Origin of the sequence: Galactobacillus timonensis (assembly GCF_900240265.1) — a bacterium.
Lineage (GTDB): Bacteria > Bacillota_I > Bacilli_A > Erysipelotrichales > Erysipelotrichaceae > Bulleidia > Bulleidia timonensis.
The window spans coordinates 1,552,150-1,571,915 of sequence record NZ_LT964739.1; the positions used below are offsets into that span (position 1 = coordinate 1,552,150).

Below are 19,766 nucleotides of genomic sequence, written 5' to 3' on the forward strand. Positions count from 1 at the left end.
TGGGAAGGGGTCAGTGTACCCTTTTCGGCATTTCCTGACATGACAGGCGAAAGGATGGCATACATGGAAAACAAGCAGCAGGCATACCGCTTAACGAATTTCGGCCCAAAGAGTGTCCGGCGCGACTATTCCAAGGTCTCGGCCGGCCTTGATCTTCCGGATCTTACGGAAATTCAGACGGCCTCATTCGAGTGGTTCGTGAAAGAGGGAATTCAGGAGGTTTTTGACGATGTTTTCCCGATTTCTAACTATGCCGGCAATATCAAGCTGAAATTTCTGAATTACGAGTTCGGTGAGCCGAAGTACGACATTGCTGAGTGCAAGTATCGTGAAGTGAACTACTGTGCACCGCTCAAGGCGAATATGGAACTCGAGATCGTCGATCAGGAGACCGGCGAAATCATTCAGAAACACGATGAAATCTTCCTCGGCGACTTCCCGATGATGACGCCGGGCGGAACTTTCATCATCAATGGTGCAGAACGGGTTATCGTTTCTCAGATCGTCCGTTCTCCGGGTGCCTACTTCTCGATTGAGAATGAGGAGCACACGGGTGCAGATACCTACGCATGCGAACTGATTCCGAGCCGCGGCACGTGGCTGGAGTTCATGACCGATGAAAAGAAGGCTGCCCTCGGCCGCCTGGTCAACGTTTCCATCGACCGGCGCCGGAAGATCCTTTCGACGATTCTTTTCAAGGCCATTGGTATGTCGCTTGATAAGATTTCCGGCGACAATGCATTTGATACGACAGAGATTCAGAAGTTCCTTAAGGCTCTGCGTTTTGAACTGTATCCGGATGTTGTCGTTGACGACGAGCAGCGTGAATATCTGAATGATTATATGCTGCTGTATACCAGCGTCTTCGGAAACTACGAAGAGATCCGTAACACGCTGGCAGCTGATAAGACTGCTACGACGCGTGATGCTCTGCTGACGGTTTATGAGAACCAGCGTGCAGATGACATTGCGACGATCGATGGCGCCATTACGACGATGGATCAGAAGTTCTTTGACTATCGCCGCTATGACATGCTCAAGGTCGGCCGCTACAAGGTCAACAAGAAGCTCGGTGTTCTTGATCGTCTGGTCGGATACCGTCTGAAGTCGGATCTGGCCGGTGCCGACGGCAGTGTTGTCTTCAAGAAGAACCGCAAGATCACCAAGGCAGATCGTTCTCTGCTCCGTGATGAGTTCAACAAGGGCATTTCCTGCCGCGCACTGCCGTTCAAGCATGAATTCTCGCATCCTACGGTTGCCGAGATGCAGACGTCCTGGACGAAGGCTCTGGTCGGCCGTGTTCTTGCCGAAGATGTGGAAGGCAAGAAGCACTCCTGGCAGAAGGGGACGGTCATTACGCCGGAAGATGCCAAGCTGCTTGCCAAGGAAGCAGACAGCGTCAAGGTATGGTCCTGCGTATACGCAGACGGCATCGAAGTTACCAATGACAATGTCAGCGCTGTTCTCAACTACGGCAGCCGTCTCTATGTAATCGGCCGTGCAACCGTCGGCGGCGAAGATATCACCCGTGAAGACGGTACGGTTCTGGTTGGCCGTTACATCGTTGATGAGCCGGTCATGACGCTGACCGCGGATGATAAGAGTGCGATCGTCAATGCCGTCATGGATGGCAGAAAGGTTACGATCTGGCTTGTTGGCGCCTGTGTTCAGGAAGTGACGATCCTCAATGACGACGATACTCCTGTCAAGGTGATCGGCACCGATCCGCTGGGCGACAAGCACACGATCACGATGAGCGATATGTATGCGCTCTATGACTATCAGCTGACAATGCTGGACGGCATCGGTTCCGTTGATGATATTGATATGCTGGGCAACCGTCGTATTCGTACGGTTGGCGAACTGCTGCAGAACCAGTTCCGTGTCGGTCTTTCCCGCATGGAGCGCAACGTCAAGGAAAAGATGTCCATTGCGGATGCGTCCGGCATGACACCGAAGCAACTGACCAATACCAATCCGCTGAAGGCAGCGATGAAGGAATTCTTCTCTTCTTCGCAGCTGTCCCAGTTCATGGATCAGGAAAATCCGCTGGCCATGCTGTCGAACAAGCGCCGTATCTCTGCACTTGGTCCGGGCGGTCTGACGCGTGAGCGTGCAGGCTTCGAAGTCCGTGATATTCATAACTCGCACTATGGCCGTATCTGCCCGATTGAGACACCGGAAGGTCCGAACATCGGTCTGATCAACTATCTGGCAAGCTATGCCCGCATTGATGAGTACGGCTTCATCGAGACGCCGTACCGCCGTGTCGTCAATGGCTGCGTTACGAATGACATCGTGTACATGCCGGCTGATGAAGAGGCGGATCACGTTATTGCCCAGGCAATCAAGCTGGATGGTGATAAGATCGTCCCGGATGAAAACGGTACTGTTGTTGCCCGTATTGCCGGTGAAACCGTGAACGCAGATCTCAAGGATGTTGACTTCTGCGACGTTACGCCTATGCAGGTTGTTTCAGTCGCTACGGCCTGCGTTCCGTTCCTCGAAAACGATGATGGTCACCGTGCCCTCATGGGCGCGAACATGCAGCGGCAGGCAGTTCCTCTGCTGGATCCGCACTCCCCGTATGTCGGAACGGGTGTTGAGTACCGGATCGCACACGATTCCGGTGCCGCATGCCTCTCCACGACGGATGGTACCGTCACCTACGTCGATGCGGGCAAGATTGTCGTTACGGATGATCAGGGTGTGGAGCATACGTACGATCTGACGAAGTTCCGCCGCTCCAATGCAAGCACCTGCATCAATCAGCGTCCGATTGTTGAAGATGGCGAACATGTGACCCGCGGCGAGATTCTCGCCGATGGTCCGGCCATGAACAACGGTGAACTGGCGCTTGGTCAGAACGTTCTCGTCGCCTTCATGACATGGCATGGCTACAACTACGAGGATGCCATCATCATGAGTGAGCGCATGGTCCGTGATGATATCTATACGTCGGTTCATATTGAAGAATATGATCTGGAGTGCCGTGATACGAAGCTCGGCGCCGAAGAGATTACCCGTGATATTCCGAATGTCGCTGAGTCGGCATGCCGCAACCTGGATACGCGCGGCATCGTCATGGTCGGTGCGGAAGTCAAGGAAGGCGATATTCTCGTCGGTAAGGTGACGCCGAAGGGACAGAGCGAAGTGACGCCGGAAGAGAAGCTGCTGCTGGCGATCTTCGGTGAGAAGAGCCGCGAAGTCCGCGACAATTCCCTCAAGGTTCCGCACGGCGGCGCCGGCATTGTCCACAGTGTCCGCGTCTTCAACCGCAAGGAAGATCATGAGCTGGCTCCGGGTGTCAACGAGGTCGTCAAGGTATATGTCGCTCAGAAGCGTAAGATTACTGAGGGCGATAAGATGGCCGGCCGTCATGGCAACAAGGGTGTCATTTCAAGAATCAATCCGATCGAGGATATGCCGTTCATGGAAGACGGTACGCCGATCGACATTATGCTGAACCCGTTCGGTGTTCCTTCCCGTATGAACATTGGACAGGTGCTTGAGCTGCATCTGGGAATGGCTGCTTCGCGTCTTGGTGTGAAGTTTGCCGGTCCGGTCTTTGATGGCATCACAAGTGATGAACTGGATGACGTTATGAAGGAAGCAGGCGTCAAGTACAAGTATCTGCTCCGCGATGGTCAGACTGGTGAAGTGTTCGATGAGCCGATTTCCGTCGGTGTCATGTACATGATCAAGCTGGCGCACATGGTTGACGATAAGCTCCATGCACGTGCGACGGGTCCGTACTCTCTGGTTACGCAGCAGCCTCTCGGCGGTAAGGCGCAGAACGGCGGCCAGCGTTTCGGTGAAATGGAAGTCTGGGCTCTGGAAGCCTATGGCGCTGCCCATACGCTGCAGGAAATGATGACGGTCAAGTCCGACGATATCATGGGCCGTACAAAGACCTATGAAGCAATTGAAAAGGGCAGGGATCTGCCGGAGCCGGGTGTTCCGGAGTCGTTCCGTGTCATGGTCCATGAGCTGCAGGCTTTGGCTCTCGATGTTGAGATGATGGATGACGAAGGCAACATGATGGATCTGAAGCATCTGGAACAGGAAGAGCTCAAGGAAGAGACGACGCTTGATATGAGTCATCAGCGCATTGTAAACGATGTTCAGGAAAATCCGGGTGACCTTACGGTTCAGGATCAGAAGAATATCGAAGACAATCCGGAGGAAGCGGCTGTCGTCGGTTTAGGAGAAGAGGAATCCAGCAAGGAGGATAACGAATGAATATCAATAACTTCAGTGCGATTCGGATTGGCCTCGCTTCCCCGGAAAAAATCCGGGAATGGTCCTATGGCGAAGTAAAGAAGCCTGAGACGATTAACTATCGTACGCAGAAGCCGGAGCGTGACGGTCTGTTCTGCGAGCGCATCTTCGGTCCGACAAAGGACTGGGAGTGCGCCTGCGGCAAGTACAAGAAGATCCGCTATCAGGGTGTTGTCTGCGATCGCTGCGGCGTCGAAGTCACGAAGGCTTCCGTTCGCCGTGAAAGAATGGGCCACATTGAGCTGGCAGCTCCGGTTGCGCATATCTGGTATCTGCGCGGTACACCGAGCCGTATTTCTCTGCTGCTGAATGTTCCTCCCAAGCAGCTGGAAGAAGTTGTTTACTTTGTCAGCTGGATCGTTACAGACAAGGGCAGCACCAAGTTGGCTGACAAGCAGATTCTTTCCGAGAAGGAGTTCCGTGAAAATACAGCTCTCTATGGTCCGGATGCCTTTACGGCAAAGACCGGCGCAGAGGCGCTGAAGGATCTTCTCGAAAAGGTTGACATTGAGAAGGAATACAAGGAGATCAAGGATGAGCTGGAGAAGGCTTCTGGCGATAAGCGCAAGAAGCTGATCAAACGCCTTGAGACCGTTGAAGCGTTCCGTGATTCCGGCAACAAGCCGGAGTGGATGATTCTAACTGCTCTGCCGGTTATTCCGCCTGATCTGCGTCCGATGCTGCAGCTGGATGGCGGCCGCTTTGCGACCAGCGATCTGAATGATCTGTATCGCCGTGTCATTACGCGTAACAATCGTCTCAAGAAGTTGCTGGAGCTCGGTACGCCGGCAATCATCGTGCAGAATGAGAAGCGTATGCTGCAGGAAGCTGTGGATGCGCTCATTGATAACGGCCGCCGTTCGAAGCCGATTACAGGTGCGGGCGGACGTGCTCTGAAGTCTCTGTCGCATTCCCTCAAGGGTAAGCAGGGACGTTTCCGTCAGAACCTCCTTGGTAAGCGTGTCGACTTCTCGGGCCGTTCCGTTATTGCAATCGGACCGACGCTGAAGATGTGGCAGTGCGGTCTTCCGAAGGAAATGGCAGTCAATCTGTACAAGCCGTTTGTAATCAACGAACTTGTCAATGAGCAGATTGCCAGCAATCCGAGGATGGCTGAAAAGCTTATTGATCGTCAGGATGCGCGTGTATGGGATGCGGTTGATAAGGTCATTGAGAATCATCCGGTATTCCTGAACCGTGCGCCGACACTGCACCGTCTGGGTATTCAGTCGTTCTTCCCGCGTCTGGTTGAGGGGCATGCGATCCGTGTCCATCCGCTGGTATGTCCGGCATTCAACGCGGACTTCGATGGTGACCAGATGGCTGTCCATCTGCCGCTGTCGGAAGAAGCACGTGCTGAGACCGAAGTGCTGATGCTCGGGGCCAACAGTATTCTTGGCCCGAAGGATGGTAAGCCGATTGTTACGCCTGGCCAGGACCTTGTGCTTGGCAACTTCTATCTGAACATGGAAGAGACGGCAGAAGAGTTCTATGCACAGGCGGATGCGCTGGAAGCCATGGGCTACAGTGCAGAAGCGGACCGCTGGAGAAGATACGGCGACAATGAGGGCCATGTCTTCATGAGCCCGGAGGAAGTGCTGGTTGCGGAACAGATGGGCATGGTTCATCTGCATACGCGTATTGCGCTTCCGGGTGCTTCGCTGCACAAGACATGCCTGACGGAACATCAGAAGGAATGCTATCTGCTGACGTCGGTCGGCAAGATCATCTTCAACAATGCGTTCCCGGAAGATTTCCCGTACATGAACGAGTTTGACGGGACGAAGATGAAGGTGACGCCGGATGATGACTTTGTTCCGGCAGGTACGGATATCAAGAAGGAGATTGCGTCGCGTCCGGTAACCAAGGAATTCAAGAAGAAGGACCTTGGCAACCTGATTGCCGCGGTCTTCGACAAGTATCACACAACCGGTTCATCGGATATTCTTGATGAACTGAAGGACATGGGCTACTACTACTCGACGGTTGCCGGTATGACCGTTGCGCTGTCGGATATTCCGATTGCACCGGGTAAGGATGAAAAGGTTGCCGAAGGCAAGAAGAAGGCCGATGTTCTGAACAACCTGCGTGACCGCGGTATGCTGACGGGACCGGAGTGGGAAGCTGCGTTCTCGCGTCTGTGGGACAATGTGAAGAACGACGTCGGTGATACACTGATGGCTTCGTTCCCGCGCAAGAACCCGCTGAACATGATGTTTGTCTCGGGTGCTCGTGGTAACAAGAACCACTTTACACAGCTGTCCGGTATGCGTGGTGTCATGGCGCGTCCGACGCAGATCAAGTCGCGTACATATCAGCCTTCCATCATTGAGGTACCTATCTATTCGTGCTTCCGTGAAGGAATGACTGTATCGGAGTTCTTTAACGCCTCCCATGGTGTTCGTAAGGGTCTGACCGATACGGCTCTGAAGACGGCTGAATCCGGTTATCTGACAAGACGTCTCGTTGATGTCAGCCATGAGGTTGTCATTACCGAGGATGACTGCGGAACGGATCGCGGCTACATGGTTGAGGAGCTGCGCGATGAGAAGGACAACTCGATCATCGAGTCGCTCTATGAGCGTATTGAAGGTCGTTATACGGCACGGGCAGTGACGAATCCGGAAACGGGTGAAATCATTGTCGGCGAGAATACCTATGTTACGGAGGATCTTGCGGAGGCGGTCATCAAGGCCGGTGTGAAGCAGGTCTGGATCCGCAACATCTTCACCTGCGACAGCACAAAGGGTATCTGCGCAAAGTGCTATGGCAAGAACATGGCAACAGGCAATCCGGTTGAAGCAGGCGAAGCCATCGGTGTTATGGCGGCACAGGCAATCGGTGAACCGGGCACACAGCTGACCATGCGTAACTTCCATGCCGGCGGTGCTGCTACCCAGAGCGGTGATATTACACAGGGTCTTCCGCGTGTTGAGGAGCTCTTTGAAGCCCGTACGCCGAAGCGTGTCGCTGTCATCGCAAAGATTGACGGTGAAATTACAGATATCAAGGGTGCGGATAACCATGCAGGAAACATCATCACGGTTTCCAATGCCAAGGAATCCATCGAGCATAAGTGTGATTTGACGCAGCCGCTTCTGGGCTGGATCAAGGTCGGTGTCAAGGTCACAGCCGGCCAGGCAATGACCGAAGGCTCCATCGCTCCGAAGGAACTGCTGCAGGTTGCCGGTGTACGTGCCGTTGAAGAGTACATCCTCAAGGAAGTCAAGAAGGTGTATGCTTCGCAGTCCATCGATATTTCCGATAAGCATCTGGAAGTTATGATTCGTCAGATGCTGCGGAAGGTCATGATCACCGATGGCGGCGATTCCGGCTATGTTGCTGGACAGTCGCTGTCCATTGCCCGCATGAACGAAATCAACAACGATCTGCTGGATGAGGGCAAGACGCCGGCACAGTATGCGCCGATTCTGCTCGGTATTTCGAAGGCAGCCGTCGAGACGGATTCGTTCCTGTCCGCTGCATCGTTCCAGGAGACGACACGTGTTCTCACAGATGCGGCCGTTCATGGAAAGGTCGACCATCTGGAAGGTCTGAAGGAGAATGTCATTATCGGCAAGCTCATTCCGGCCGGTACCGGACGTCCTTCCTACAACCGTGAAACGACGAAGCGTATTCTCGCCAAGGCGGAATATCTCAAGGAACATCGCCGTGAGCGTCAGGCAGCAGCTGCTGAAGCAGCCCGCCCGCAGCTCCCTGAGAGTATGACGCGCGGTGGCGAAAGTGACGATGACGACTTCAACACAGAAGCTGCACCGGCACCGGAGACACCGGCAGAAAACACTTCCACGGAAGAGTAAGCATCAAAGGGAATCAATTAAAAATGCGGCACGTATGAAACGTGACCGCATTTTTTTGATTCTGATTGTAAAGGATTACTGCTGTTCGTCTTCGTTGATGTTCATGTGCATGATGTTCCGGTACTTGGAGCCGATGGTACGTTCCAGTTTGAACGGCTCTCCATCCAGCGTGGGATAGGCGCTGATGAAGTCATCCAGCTGCTTCTTTTCCTCATCACTCAGATCAAAGGAGAAAATCCGGGCATTGTCATAGACGTGACGGCTGTTGCGAACGCCGATGATGACGGCTGCTACCGCTGGTCTGTCCAGTACCCAGCGGGAGGAGATCTGTGATAGACCGACACTATGATGATCGGCCATTGTCTTCATCATTTTCAAAAGCTTCTGATAGCCATCCCATCCAAGCGAATCTTCAATGACCTGCAGATACTTGACCTGCGACCGTGTTTCGGGCCTGATCGCTTCCCGGGGAACACCGATATAGCGCTCGGCGAAGAATCCGCCCGCAAGCGTTCCATAGCAGATCAGGGAAATGCCATGATCAAGGCAGTACTTCTCCATCTGCTTTTCCGGACGGCGGTCAAAGAGGGAATACTGCGTCTGCATGGATACGATGGGAATGCCCGCATCCACGAGCATCGCAAGATGCTTTGTGTCGAAATTGGTTCCTGAAACGCAGCGGATCTTTCCCTTTCTACGCAGTTCATCGAGATAGCCGGCGGTACGGATCATTCCGTCCACATCGTAATCCCACCAGTGAAACTGAACGACGTCGAGAATGTCCTTGTGCAGCCGCATCAGGGAGCGGTCGATGATCTTTTCGGTGAATGCGAAGTCGACCTTGTCCAGATATTCAAGATCGGGAACGAATTTGGTATGGACCTGGATGTCTTCCTCATGGAAGGCCGGGTCCTTTTTCAGTTCAGCGATGAAGCTACCGATGAATTCTTCGGCACCGGTATAGATGTCGGCGCAGTCAAAAGTTGTAAATCCAAGATCCTTCAGCTCATAAAATGCCTTCTTTACATCGCTCATGTCGAGAGGGCCGTTGAGGCTGTGACCCTGCGACAGCTGCCAGCAGCCGTTCAGTACGCGGCTGATCGAATAATCCGGCGCAAGTTCAAAGCGCTGTGCTTTTGGTTCCATTGTTCTCTTCCTCCATTTTTACGACGGTTGTTTCGCTGTGATGAAAGGTGCGGATTCCGATCCGCGTAATGCGGAAGCGGGCACCGCAATTTGGATCCGGGCAGGCGATTTCGCTGTCCGTATACATCCAGTCATTATGGTCCGTGACTCTTTGTTTCGCCGGCAATATTGGAATCAGGGCAGCCAGTGCATACATGGAAAAAGAAGGGTTTGCGGGGAAGATGAGATTCTCTCCCTGAACCAGGAAATAATCCCCGGCATGATGGCTGCACACCATCGGCTTATCGCCTGCGACAACTTCCACCTTGAGGTCATAAAGCTGAAACGTATCGTCCATTGCGGTTCTCCTGTGTTCTGCGTTTTCGTAATTTTAGCACTGCGATGAAATACTGCATCAGAAGAGATCGAGCGTATTGCTCAGATAGATTTCCTCCCGGACATTGATCTGATATTCAGGCCTGGTGAGATAGTACAGAAGGAATTCAAGAATCAGTGCCGATCCGAGACTTCTTCCTTCGATCTTGAAGTGGGAAAACCCCAGCGGGAGGTAGACATTCAAAATGTCATCAACACTGATGAAGGAGGGATTGTGCATCGCGCGTGAAAAACGGTAGCCTTCTGCACCATGAGGAGCATGGCACACATGCACAGGACCATCGATGCCCAGTACGTCGCGGCTGACAGCTTCGTAGCATTCTCGTCTCTGGCGGCAATGGATGTCACAGCATTCGTTGACAAGAAAAGCGGTTTTATCTTTCTGTATCTGTGTCAATGTCTGCAGGTCGGCAATGTCTTTGTTAAGACGAAAATCAGGAACGACAAAGGAAAACGCGGGAAGGTTCAGCTCTTCCTTAAACTGAGAAAACTGGGTTAGCACCTTCGTGGTGGATGATACGAGATAAAGAGAGGGATAGCTTCTATGAAGATACTCCGTCAGAAGATCAGAGGATACGATGACGCCGCTGCCCGGGCAGGCGCTTGAGAAAAGACAGCAGAGATCGTTGCAGAGAGGATCCTTCAGATGCTCGGGTGTTAAAAGAGAGTTGCTGAAGGTAAGGCAGGCAGAGATGCAATATCGCCCGGTTAATTGAAGAACTTCTTCGGGATTGCAGGTTTCGGCACCGGTGCGTCCGCCGCCCCAGATACAGGCGGCCGGGGCTCCATAGATGGATCCGATCCGGCACCAGTCATGAAAATACTCCCGATGATCATGAAACAGCGGCAGGAACACCCGATAAAGATCATAGTATTCAAACAGACCGGGAAGATGAAAGACGGCGGTTTTCATTCGCTGTACTGTCCTTTCACTGTGGTTTATCAGTCTTCGGCATCATCCAGCAGGCCCAGATGCATGCAGGCATAGAGAATGCCGTCATCCGCCGCATCTTTTGTGACAAAGTCAGCTTTTGCCTTTAACTGCGGGACGGCGTTTCCCATGGCAACACAGGTCCATTCCTTTGTGAACATGGAAAGATCATTGAGGCCATCACCGAAGACGATAACATCCTTCGTCTCTGCGCCAATCATTGTTACCATCCTGCGGATGCCGTATGCCTTATCCGTCGGCTCGACAAAGAAATAGGAATCGTGGTAGCGGCAGTAGGGCAGATTCTGCAAAGAGACAAGTGTATTTTCAACCGGGTAGGGACCGGCAACGAAGAGCTTGTAAATATCCTTGTACTGGTGGGGATCCAGGCCTTTGACGACTTTCGTCTCCATATAGATATCATGGCTTACTTCCGAGAATTGATTATCCGGAGCCAGACGTACCTTCGAGTCATCCACCTGGATGGCCCAGGGAATATTCTTTGCCTTGCATTCTTCAACAAGCGCAAGACACGCCTCATAGGGAAGGGGACGCAGCTCACGCAGAACGCCGTCAATCGTGAGGCCGTAGCCGCCGTCGCTGACCATGTTTTCAAAGCCAAGCTTCCTGCGGTAGTCTTCTGCCATGGCGTGAGCACGGCCGGTGGCAATGGCGGTAAAGTGGCCGGACCTGCGAAGTCCATTAATCGCTCTGACGGCGGAGTCGGGGATATACTGTCTGCCTGGCGTACCAACAGCCAGGGTGTTGTCGATATCGAAAAAGATATAGCGTTTTCTGTTTTTCATCCCGTTTTTCATATCCACAAAAGGATAGCACAAACATCCCTGAGCATGATTCAGATTACGGAATCCGGGGCGATTTATAATGAGACCGGTGAAGGAGAAAATGATTATGGTTACAGTCTATGGAATGCCTACCTGCCCTCATTGCAGCTTCGTTGAAAAGCAGATCGAAGGAAATGAGAACTTCCGTTTCGTCGATATCGGTGCCCATGTTAAGAATCTGAAGGAATTCCTTCGGATCCGCGATAATTCACCGGTTTTCGATGATGCTAAGAAGAACGGTTATGCCGGAATTCCGTGCTTTGTTCTGGAAGACGGAACTGTGACGCTGAAGCCGGAAGATGCCGGACTCAAGTCAGGACTCGAAGAAGTGAAAGAAGTGAAAGCCTGCCGGATTGACGGTTCCGGCTGCTGAACAGGGATGCGGCTTCCAATGGAGCCGTTTTCTTTTGGAAATGTTGGCTGCGCAACCGCATTGTATCTGTGCAATGTCTACGATAGGTGTTGTAAGGACTGGTCAATCGAATGAACCTGTTTACATTAAGTGCCTATGAGACAACAGCTGAGCAGTTTTTCGAAACGCTGAAGAAACAGAATGCAGATCTTGTACTCGATGTGCGGCTGCGCAATACGAATCAGCTGTGCGGATTTACGAAGGAAAAGGATCTTGCCTATTTCGTACATAACATCGTTGGTGCTCAGTATGTGCATGATCTGCGGTTTGCGCCTGACTCGGATCTCTTGGATGCCTATACGAAACATGTCGTTGACTGGAACGGATACCGTCAGGCGTACCTGAGCGAGATGGAAGAGCGCAATGCGCGCCGCATCTTCACAGAGGATTATCGCAGATATGCGAGCATATGTATTCTCGGGACCGCTACCGTCCACCGCCGCAGTCACAGCGAAGCACTGCTGGAGTATCTGAATAAGGAAGCAGGGTAATCCCTTCACTCGTCCCGTTTGGGCGGGACGCGAAGATAGAAGTGGTTCTTCTGATAATCGATGATTCCTTCAGACTTGAGCCTGGAAAGTTCGCTGGACAGTGCGCTGCGATCGGCATTGAGATAGTCTGCCAGCTGCTGGCGGTCGAAGGGAATATCAAAATAGGAACGGTGCTGGCGTAGGGATTCTGCCGAAAGATAGGACAGAATCTTGTCACGAAGCGAATGCTGCGTGATGTACGTCAGCTTTTCGTTAAGGTGCAGATTCCGCTGGGCCAGCAGGGCAACAAGATTCTCAATCAGACGTGTATGGAAGGGACAGGCGGATGCGCACATCTGCAGCATTTTTTTGAGATCAAGCCGCAGAATGGATGTTTCTTCATCGGCCTGTACGCTGACATTCAGGACACTGTCATTGACGGCCGCATAGCTTTCACCGAAGAGATCACCCGGCTCCAGAGCGGAAACGATGTGACGCGTACCCCAGTAATCCCAGCGCTCCACATGGGCGCTTCCGGAAAGGATGAGGCCGGAGGAATCAATCGGATTGCCTGCCCGTAAGATCCAGTCCCCCTTGTCATAGAACTGTTTGTGGGCATTGAGACAGGGCAGAAGAGTCTCGAGCTGTGCTTCTGTGATGCCTTTAAAGAGGCGGGACTGATGAAGAACCGCAATATCCCGCTTGGTGATTGTCTTTGGATCCTCGTGGACTGTGTCGTTCTTCTTCATCGCTGTCAGCTTTCGTCTTTCTTTATGCATTATAGCCGATGACCCTGGTGGTGGCTGCTACACAAGCAGAGACGGGAAACCAAAACGGCGGGGAGTATTTGCCGCAATGAAGATGTTATTGATGCGATGGTGGATGCTAAGATGAGGAAAATTCAAAAGAATGCGGGAGGCTGAATATGGCTAGAGAATTTCTTGTTCCGGGACACATCATCACGGGGGCGGGAGCGCTGGATGCGGCAGAGAAGATCTTCCCAACGATGGGGAAGAAGGCACTGGTTGTCACAGATCCGGTAATGATCAAGCTTGGCAACTGTGCAAAGGTGGAAGCGGCACTGAAGCAGAAACACGTTCCGTATGCTGTTTATTCCGATATCGTCGGTGAACCGAACAATATCATGATTGAAAACGGACTCCGGAAGTATCGGGAAGAAGGCTGCGACTTCCTCATTGCGATCGGTGGAGGCAGCTGCCTGGATTCGATGAAGGCCATCGGTGCCCTGGCTGTGAACGGCGGGGATATCGCTGACTTCTTTGGGAAGACGATCGATGTTGAGATGCCGCCGATGGCTGCGATCCCGACGACGGCAGGAACCGGGTCGGAAGCGACGCAGTTCACGATCATCACCGATACGCGCAAAGATATAAAGATGCTGCTGAAGGGACCGAAGCTGATACCTTCGCTGGCTGTCATTGATCCGCAGTTTACGATGACCGCGCCGCCCGCGGTGACGGCCAATACGGGCCTGGATGCGCTGTGCCATTGTGTTGAGGCCTATACGTCGCGCAAGGCGCAGACACTGTCTGATACCTTCGCTGTTTCGGCGGTAAAGCGTATCTTCGCCAATCTTCCGACAGCCTATCATGACGGCTCCAACCAGGAGGCACGCATTCAGATGTCGGTTGCGGCTTTGGAGGCGGGCATTGCCTTCAACAATTCTTCCGTTACTCTCATTCATGGCATGAGCCGTCCGATCGGAGCCCTCTTCCATGTGGCACACGGACTTTCCAATGCGATGCTGATGAACGTATGTCTGACATTTGCTCTGCCGGGTACGTATGATCGCTTCGGTGATCTTGGCCGTGCAATCGGTGTGGCCGATGCTTCGGATACGGATCAGGCGGCAGCGGAAAAGTTCCTGGATGCGTTGAAGAAGCTGGTCGCCGAGATGGAAATTCCGACGCCGGAAGCGTATGGCATTGATCGTGAAACCTTCATGAATGCCATCCCGAAGATGGCACATGATGCGATGGAAAGCGGCAGTCCGCAGAATACGATCCGTGATATCACAGTTGAGCAGGTCTCAGATCTCTACCGTCAGCTGTGGTAGGATTGGTTTATGCAGGAAGAGATCAAAGTTACGGGCACGGTGCTGAAGACGCCGCGCCTGATCCTGCGGCCCTTTGAACAGGGGGACCTGCAGGATTTTTATTCCTATGCCAGCGTTGACGGTGTGGGACAGCCGGCCGGCTGGAGTCCGCATCAGAGTCTGGAAGAAACCCGCCGCATTTTGGATATTTTTCTTGCGCAGAAAATTGATTTTGCGATTGAGGAGAAGGGCAGAGTGATCGGCTCCTTTGGACTTCATTCGTATCCGGAGGATAAGTTTCCGCAATTCGATGCTCTGCGTGTAACCAGTATCGGCTATGTGCTGGCAAAGGACCGCTGGGGAAACGGGCTGATGACCGAAGCTGGCAGAGCCGTGCTGCAGTGGCTGTTTGAAGAAAAGAATATCGATGTGGTTGTTTGTGGCCATTTCCTGTCGAACCCGCGCTCAGGAAGAGTGAAAGAAAAACTCGGATTTCGTCCGGCCGTAACCTATCCGATGCATACACGTGCAGGACGGGATGAGATGTGCGAAGAGGGAATTTTGACCCGCGACGAATGGGAGAAGGCGAACCACTGATGGCGGAAAAAGGGAAAACAAGCCGCCAGCTGCAGGCGGAGCCAGTCTTGCAGCTGCGGTATCCGCGGTTCAAAGTGGTGCAGAGTCGGTCATCATCGTTGAAAAACGGATATTCTTGGCGGCGATACCAACGTCAATGGCGGCATCTACAATACACTGGATGAAGATCTGCAGTCGAAGGCGGAAATGACGGATGGCAACAAGCAGCTGATTGAAACTGCTCTTGCAGAGACACCGGGCATCGATGAGCATGCGGCTCAGCAGGCAAAGGTAAAGGAAGAGTATGAAGATTACCTTGCCAGCGGTGATACGGGCATCTTCGATTCGGCAGACTGGTATGCGCAGCAGACATAGAATGGCGGCGACAAGGTAGCCAGCCTGTCGCTGGTGGAGTATCTTGCGAACAATGCCTATGCCGGCTATCAGTGGCTGGAGGATCTCGGTGCGACGTTCAAGGATGCGATTTCCCAGGGCCCGGGTTCCCTGTATCCGCGTACGCATGATACGACGACCGGTCTTGGTGCGGAGTTCGTCGATACCTATGCGTATCTGCAGAACAACTATGGAGACAACTGGAAAGTCTACTACGGTGTGACGGCCGATGAGCTGATCGTTGATACGGTCGTCTATGGCAAGACGGCAGGGGAACAGGCGTCGGCCTATAACCGCGACTGAGTTTCTGTTGACAAAGTAAATATGAATGGAGCTGTTGACTACTATTACGTTGCGGCTCCATTTTGTTTTGGGTCTGATATAATCGAGTGCGAGTTTGTGAAAAAAGGAGGAGATTATGCGTAAATCGGAAACGATGGATATGGTACACGGACCATTGCTCAAGAATCTGTTTATCTTCTCCCTTCCATTGATCGCAAGCTATACGCTTCAGATTGCGTTCAACGCAGCCGATACCATAGTCGTTGGAAAGTTCAGCGGTGCTGACGGACTGGCTGCCGTCGGCGCGACAACGCCGCTGGTAAATCTGCTGATTTCTTTGTTTAACGGCATCGCGGTAGGAGCGAATATTGTGATTGCCAATATGATCGGCCGCCAGGATCAGAACAATATCCCGCGGGCAGTTCATACCTCATACTGGCTTGCGCTTGCCGGGGGCATTCTTTTGACGGCGCTGGGCTTTTTTTTGAGCGAACCGATGCTCGCAGCAATTTCCACCCCGGCCGATATCATTGACCAGAGCGTGCTGTATATGCGTATTTACTTTGCCGGTTCGCTTCCGCTGCTGATCTATGATTTTGGTTCGGCAATTCTGCGTTCCAAAGGTGATACCGTCAGACCGACCGTCTATCTGACGGTAGCCGGAATCCTGAATATCATCCTGAATCTGTACACCGTCATTGTGCTGAAGATGGGCGTTGCCGGCGTAGCGATTGCGACGGTGATTTCAGAGATCGTTTCCGCCGTTCTTGTTACGGTTTCTCTGATGCGCCAGTCTGATGCGACCAGACTGGAATGGCGTCAGATTCGTTTAGACCGTCACATCTTCTTCAAAATTATGCGGGTTGGAATTCCTGCCGGTATTCAGAACATGATGTGGTCCGTTTCCAATATTGCGGTGCAGCAGGCCATGAATACATTCGGCTCCATCGTCGTTGCCGGAAACAGCGCGGCTTTGAATCTGGAAGGCTTTGTCTATGTCTCGATGAACGCGTTTACGGATGCATGCATTACCTTTACATCACAGGCGGCCGGCGCGCAGGATACGCATCAGGTCCGGCTGGTGATGCGGGTAACACTGATCCTGATGACCATTGCTTCGGCGTCGATGGGCATTCTTCTGACCGTGTTCGGCAATTCGCTGCTTCTGCTGTATACCAATGATCCGGATGTCATTGTTGCAGGTATGGTCCGGATGCGCTATGTCGTTCTGTGGCTGTGGATTAATGCCGTACTGGATATTCCCGCAGCTTCCATGCGCGGCATGGACTACAGCAATACGCCGACAGTCGTTATGATGCTTGGCATTGTCGTGGTGCGGCTGATCTATATCGCTACGTTCTGGCGCCTTCATCCGACACTCGAAATGCTGTATTTCTGTTTCCCGCTGTCCTGGGTGATTACGACGATTGCGATGTTCATCTTCTGGAAACAAAACTTCGATCATTTCTGCAGAACCTATGGGACTCCGTTAAAATAAAGAAGATGAGTGAAATCGAGCTCTCCCGGATTAATGAAACCAGCTATTTGAACGCGGATAATGCCGGCCGGTATCGTGCTATTATGCGCGTCTTTTATCATGCGGATGAGCGGATGCAGAATTCACTGTATCAGGAGGATGTGCTGCGTCTTCTCAAAGAAGAGTTTACGCTGTATCAGGATCTGGACCCTTCCCAGTTGAAGCAGGATCTGGCACAGCTTGTGGCCTGGGGAAACCTGGAAGCAGTCCAGGATCCCAAGCATGTCTATACGATTGCCGAATATAAAAACAAGCGGTTCCGCTATTCCATTACACCGGCGGCCGTGGAAGTTGAACGCATGGTCTGGAAGCTGGAAAATCTGCGGCTGCAGTCATCGTCCCTGTCCTCCAATTACTTTGTGCGTCTGGAGAATCAGCTGAAGAACATGGATCAAATACCATCTATGAATGAAACCGGAGTCAATGACTGGTGGAAATTACTGATGGAAGACTTCCGCTGCATGTACGATAACTATCGTGATTATCTGCGCGAGTTTTATTCCGGAAACGGTGAAAAGATCCTGAAAAGCGTTGAATTCGTTATTCATAAAGACCGTTTCGTTGCCTATCTGCGTGATTTCATTGTGCAGCTTCAGCAGCACACGGATCGGATTGCCTTACTGCTGCGACGGCTGGATGAGAATCAGAAACAGAAGATGCTGGAGCGGATTGTGCAGTGTCAGCTGAATATTCCGCATCTAGAGACGGCACAGGATGATACGTATGAGAAGGATCTGCGGGCCCAGATCTTTACCAGCTGGGACAGCCTGGAACACTGGTTCCTGTCCAAAAACGGGCAGCCGAGTGAGAGCCTGCGCATCCTTGATGTGACCAATGACATCATTGAAAAAATCATTCAGAATGCGGCTTTGATCGTTCAATTGCAGAATCACAGACTTTCCCGGCAAAGTGAATATGCCCGCTGGATTGATATGTTTGACCATTGTGCTTCTCTGGAGGATGCGCACTGTCTGTCCGCTTTTCTGTTCGGCGCAAAGGAGGCACGTCATTTTGCGACGGAAGATGATCGCAGCACCGATTCAATCAACGTTTCAACCAGGGAAGAGGAACCGTTTGTTTACCTTCTTTCATCGCATTCCCGTACCAGCAGAATCCGCAGCGAACGGGGAGTATATACGGAGAACCGTCTCTTTCAGCAGCAGCGGCGGGAAGAATATCTGGTCCGCATGCAGGAAAACCGGAAGGAAATCAAACGCTATATTCATCATCACCGGCTCGTGATTGCGGAGATACCGGATGTGATTTCAGCGGATCTGAGGCAGATGATCCTGGGCTGGATCGCGAATGCGAATATGTCGATGGAAAAGCGCAGCCATACAGAATTCGGCCAGCGTTATCAGCTGATCCGGGAAGAGGGAGAGTGTGTTCTGCACTGCCAGGACGGAGATTTGACGATGCCGCGCTATATTCTTGTGTTTGAGGGTGAGGAATGAACAGTCTGCAAGTGCTTCTGGAAAACGAATGGATCTGCAAGCGGGAGGACCGGGATCTGTATTATGCGGTCCGTCAGGATGTGCCTGCTCTGCAGAAGTTTGTGGCGGAATATCCGGGCTGGCGCCTGGTGGTCAATGAACGGCTGATCCGGATGGAAAAAGTCCCTGCTCATGCGCAGCCGTTTATGGGGATTCAGGAGTTTACCGATATCCGTGACTATGAAATGTTCTGCGTTCTGCTGATCTTTCTGGAGGAGCAGGAAGAGGGGGATCCCTTCTTATTATCGGATTTGACGGATCGCATTCAGGCACAGTTGAAACCATGGCTCAACGTCGACTGGACCGTTTTTTCCAACCGCCGCAGTCTGATCCGTGTCATGCAGTATGCGGAGAAGATATCCCTTGTCATTCTGCATGAAGGAAACCTGGATTCTGTTTCCGGAAATACAAGGTTTGAGGTGCTGTATGAAAATACGGGGCTGTCACACTATTTTGCCCTGTCGTATCCGTATGATACGTCTTCCTGTCAAACGGCGGCGGATTTTGAAACGCTGGCGGCGGACGATGTCAATCTGGATAGGGGACGGATGCGGGTCAACCGTGTCTACCGCCAATTATTGTTATCACCGGCCATGTACTGGTCTTCAGTCGATGATGCGGATGCCTTGTACCTGCGCAATCAGCGCCGCTTTGTCAGCGGCTATTTGAAGGAGGCTGTAGGAGCACGCCTCGATATCCACCGCAATGCGGCCTTCCTGGTTTTTCAGGAAGACGCATCAGCGTTTGGCCGCGAGTTTCCCGATATGTCAACATTATCCGATGTAGTCGTGCTTGTATGCGCATGGCTGCGCGAGCAGGATTTGAAGGTAGGGGCGGATGGTACGGCTCAGATCAGTCCGGATGATTTTCAGCAGGCTGTTCAGACCGTCCGCAAACAATATGGCGGCGCCTGGAGTAAAGAATATCGGGAAATGGATCTTCCTCTGCTCATCAGCCGCATTCTTTCCTGCATGCAGGGGTGGATGATGGCACGCAGAGAAGAAACAACGATCCGTCTTTATCCGGCGGTATGGAAGTTTGCAGGAGCCTATCCGGAAGGGGCACGTACCCAGCTGACAGAAGCGGCAAACACGAAGAAGAAACGGAAGGAATCAGAACAGACAACGCTGTTCTAAGGAGGCGGAAGG

At 52.4% G+C, this 19,766-nt stretch carries 16 protein-coding genes; 11 read left to right on the top strand and 5 right to left on the bottom strand.

Annotated features, from left to right (window positions below; all coding sequences use genetic code 11):
- Positions 1-54 precede the first annotated feature (54 nt).
- Both rpoB and rpoC read left to right on the top strand, forming a co-directional pair.
- Positions 55-4,242: a DNA-directed RNA polymerase subunit beta gene (gene rpoB / locus C1714_RS07370; RefSeq protein ID WP_425349050.1), complete on the top strand. Its 4,188-nt coding sequence runs from the start codon at positions 55-57 to the stop codon at positions 4,240-4,242.
- On the top strand, positions 4,239-8,102 hold the full coding sequence (gene rpoC / locus C1714_RS07375) for a DNA-directed RNA polymerase subunit beta' (protein WP_102342577.1): 3,864 nt from the start codon (positions 4,239-4,241) through the stop codon (positions 8,100-8,102). Before rpoB ends, rpoC begins: the two co-directional genes overlap by 4 nt.
- Positions 8,103-8,177: 75 nt before the next feature.
- On the opposite strand, the gene C1714_RS07380 is transcribed toward rpoC, so the two are convergent.
- The 4 genes from C1714_RS07380 to C1714_RS07395 are packed head-to-tail and all read right to left on the bottom strand — an operon-like array spanning position 8,178 to position 11,372.
- Positions 8,178-9,248 (bottom strand): aldo/keto reductase, encoded by a 1,071-nt coding sequence (locus C1714_RS07380; protein WP_102342578.1) that lies wholly within the window; start codon positions 9,246-9,248, stop codon positions 8,178-8,180.
- Positions 9,223-9,585, bottom strand: coding sequence for a TIGR04076 family protein (locus C1714_RS07385; protein WP_102342579.1), 363 nt, complete (start codon positions 9,583-9,585; stop codon positions 9,223-9,225). Before C1714_RS07385 ends, C1714_RS07380 begins: the two co-directional genes overlap by 26 nt.
- A gap of 57 nt (positions 9,586-9,642) precedes the next feature.
- Positions 9,643-10,536: a hypothetical protein gene (locus tag C1714_RS07390; protein ID WP_102342580.1), complete on the bottom strand. Its 894-nt coding sequence runs from the start codon at positions 10,534-10,536 to the stop codon at positions 9,643-9,645.
- Positions 10,537-10,565: 29 nt separating this feature from the next.
- The gene (locus C1714_RS07395; protein WP_102342581.1) at positions 10,566-11,372 is read right to left on the bottom strand and encodes an HAD hydrolase family protein; all 807 of its coding nucleotides are present in this window, start codon (positions 11,370-11,372) and stop codon (positions 10,566-10,568) included.
- 94 nt (positions 11,373-11,466) lie between these two features.
- Between C1714_RS07395 and C1714_RS07400 the strand changes: the two genes are divergently transcribed.
- Both C1714_RS07400 and C1714_RS07405 read left to right on the top strand, forming a co-directional pair.
- Positions 11,467-11,772, top strand: coding sequence for a glutaredoxin-related protein (locus C1714_RS07400; RefSeq protein WP_102342582.1), 306 nt, complete (start codon positions 11,467-11,469; stop codon positions 11,770-11,772).
- A 110-nt stretch (positions 11,773-11,882) separates the two neighbouring features.
- Positions 11,883-12,302, top strand: coding sequence for a DUF488 domain-containing protein (locus tag C1714_RS07405; RefSeq protein ID WP_102342583.1), 420 nt, complete (start codon positions 11,883-11,885; stop codon positions 12,300-12,302).
- A 5-nt stretch (positions 12,303-12,307) separates the two neighbouring features.
- Here C1714_RS07405 and C1714_RS07410 read toward each other — a convergent pair whose 3' ends face one another.
- Positions 12,308-13,030 (bottom strand): Crp/Fnr family transcriptional regulator, encoded by a 723-nt coding sequence (locus tag C1714_RS07410; RefSeq protein WP_167849973.1) that lies wholly within the window; start codon positions 13,028-13,030, stop codon positions 12,308-12,310.
- A gap of 176 nt (positions 13,031-13,206) precedes the next feature.
- Here C1714_RS07410 and C1714_RS07415 point away from each other — a divergent pair, with 176 nt between their 5' ends.
- The 7 genes from C1714_RS07415 to C1714_RS07440 all read left to right on the top strand — a co-directional run bounded on the left by C1714_RS07415 (position 13,207) and on the right by C1714_RS07440 (position 19,754).
- Positions 13,207-14,358, top strand: coding sequence for an iron-containing alcohol dehydrogenase (locus tag C1714_RS07415; protein ID WP_102342585.1), 1,152 nt, complete (start codon positions 13,207-13,209; stop codon positions 14,356-14,358).
- A 9-nt stretch (positions 14,359-14,367) separates the two neighbouring features.
- Positions 14,368-14,934, top strand: coding sequence for a GNAT family N-acetyltransferase (locus C1714_RS07420; RefSeq protein WP_102342586.1), 567 nt, complete (start codon positions 14,368-14,370; stop codon positions 14,932-14,934).
- 186 nt (positions 14,935-15,120) lie between these two features.
- The gene (locus C1714_RS14025) at positions 15,121-15,288 is read left to right on the top strand and encodes a hypothetical protein (RefSeq protein WP_167849974.1); all 168 of its coding nucleotides are present in this window, start codon (positions 15,121-15,123) and stop codon (positions 15,286-15,288) included.
- 33 nt (positions 15,289-15,321) lie between these two features.
- The gene (locus tag C1714_RS07425; RefSeq protein ID WP_102342587.1) at positions 15,322-15,609 is read left to right on the top strand and encodes a hypothetical protein; all 288 of its coding nucleotides are present in this window, start codon (positions 15,322-15,324) and stop codon (positions 15,607-15,609) included.
- A 115-nt stretch (positions 15,610-15,724) separates the two neighbouring features.
- Entirely contained in the window at positions 15,725-17,086 is a 1,362-nt protein-coding gene (locus C1714_RS07430; RefSeq protein WP_102342588.1) for an MATE family efflux transporter, read from the top strand.
- Between the two features lie 5 nt (positions 17,087-17,091).
- Entirely contained in the window at positions 17,092-18,579 is a 1,488-nt protein-coding gene (locus tag C1714_RS07435) for a TIGR02677 family protein (RefSeq protein ID WP_102342589.1), read from the top strand.
- Entirely contained in the window at positions 18,576-19,754 is a 1,179-nt protein-coding gene (locus C1714_RS07440; protein WP_102342590.1) for a TIGR02678 family protein, read from the top strand. The genes C1714_RS07435 and C1714_RS07440 overlap by 4 nt, the downstream gene beginning before the upstream one ends.
- The last annotated feature ends 12 nt before the right edge of the window (positions 19,755-19,766 follow it).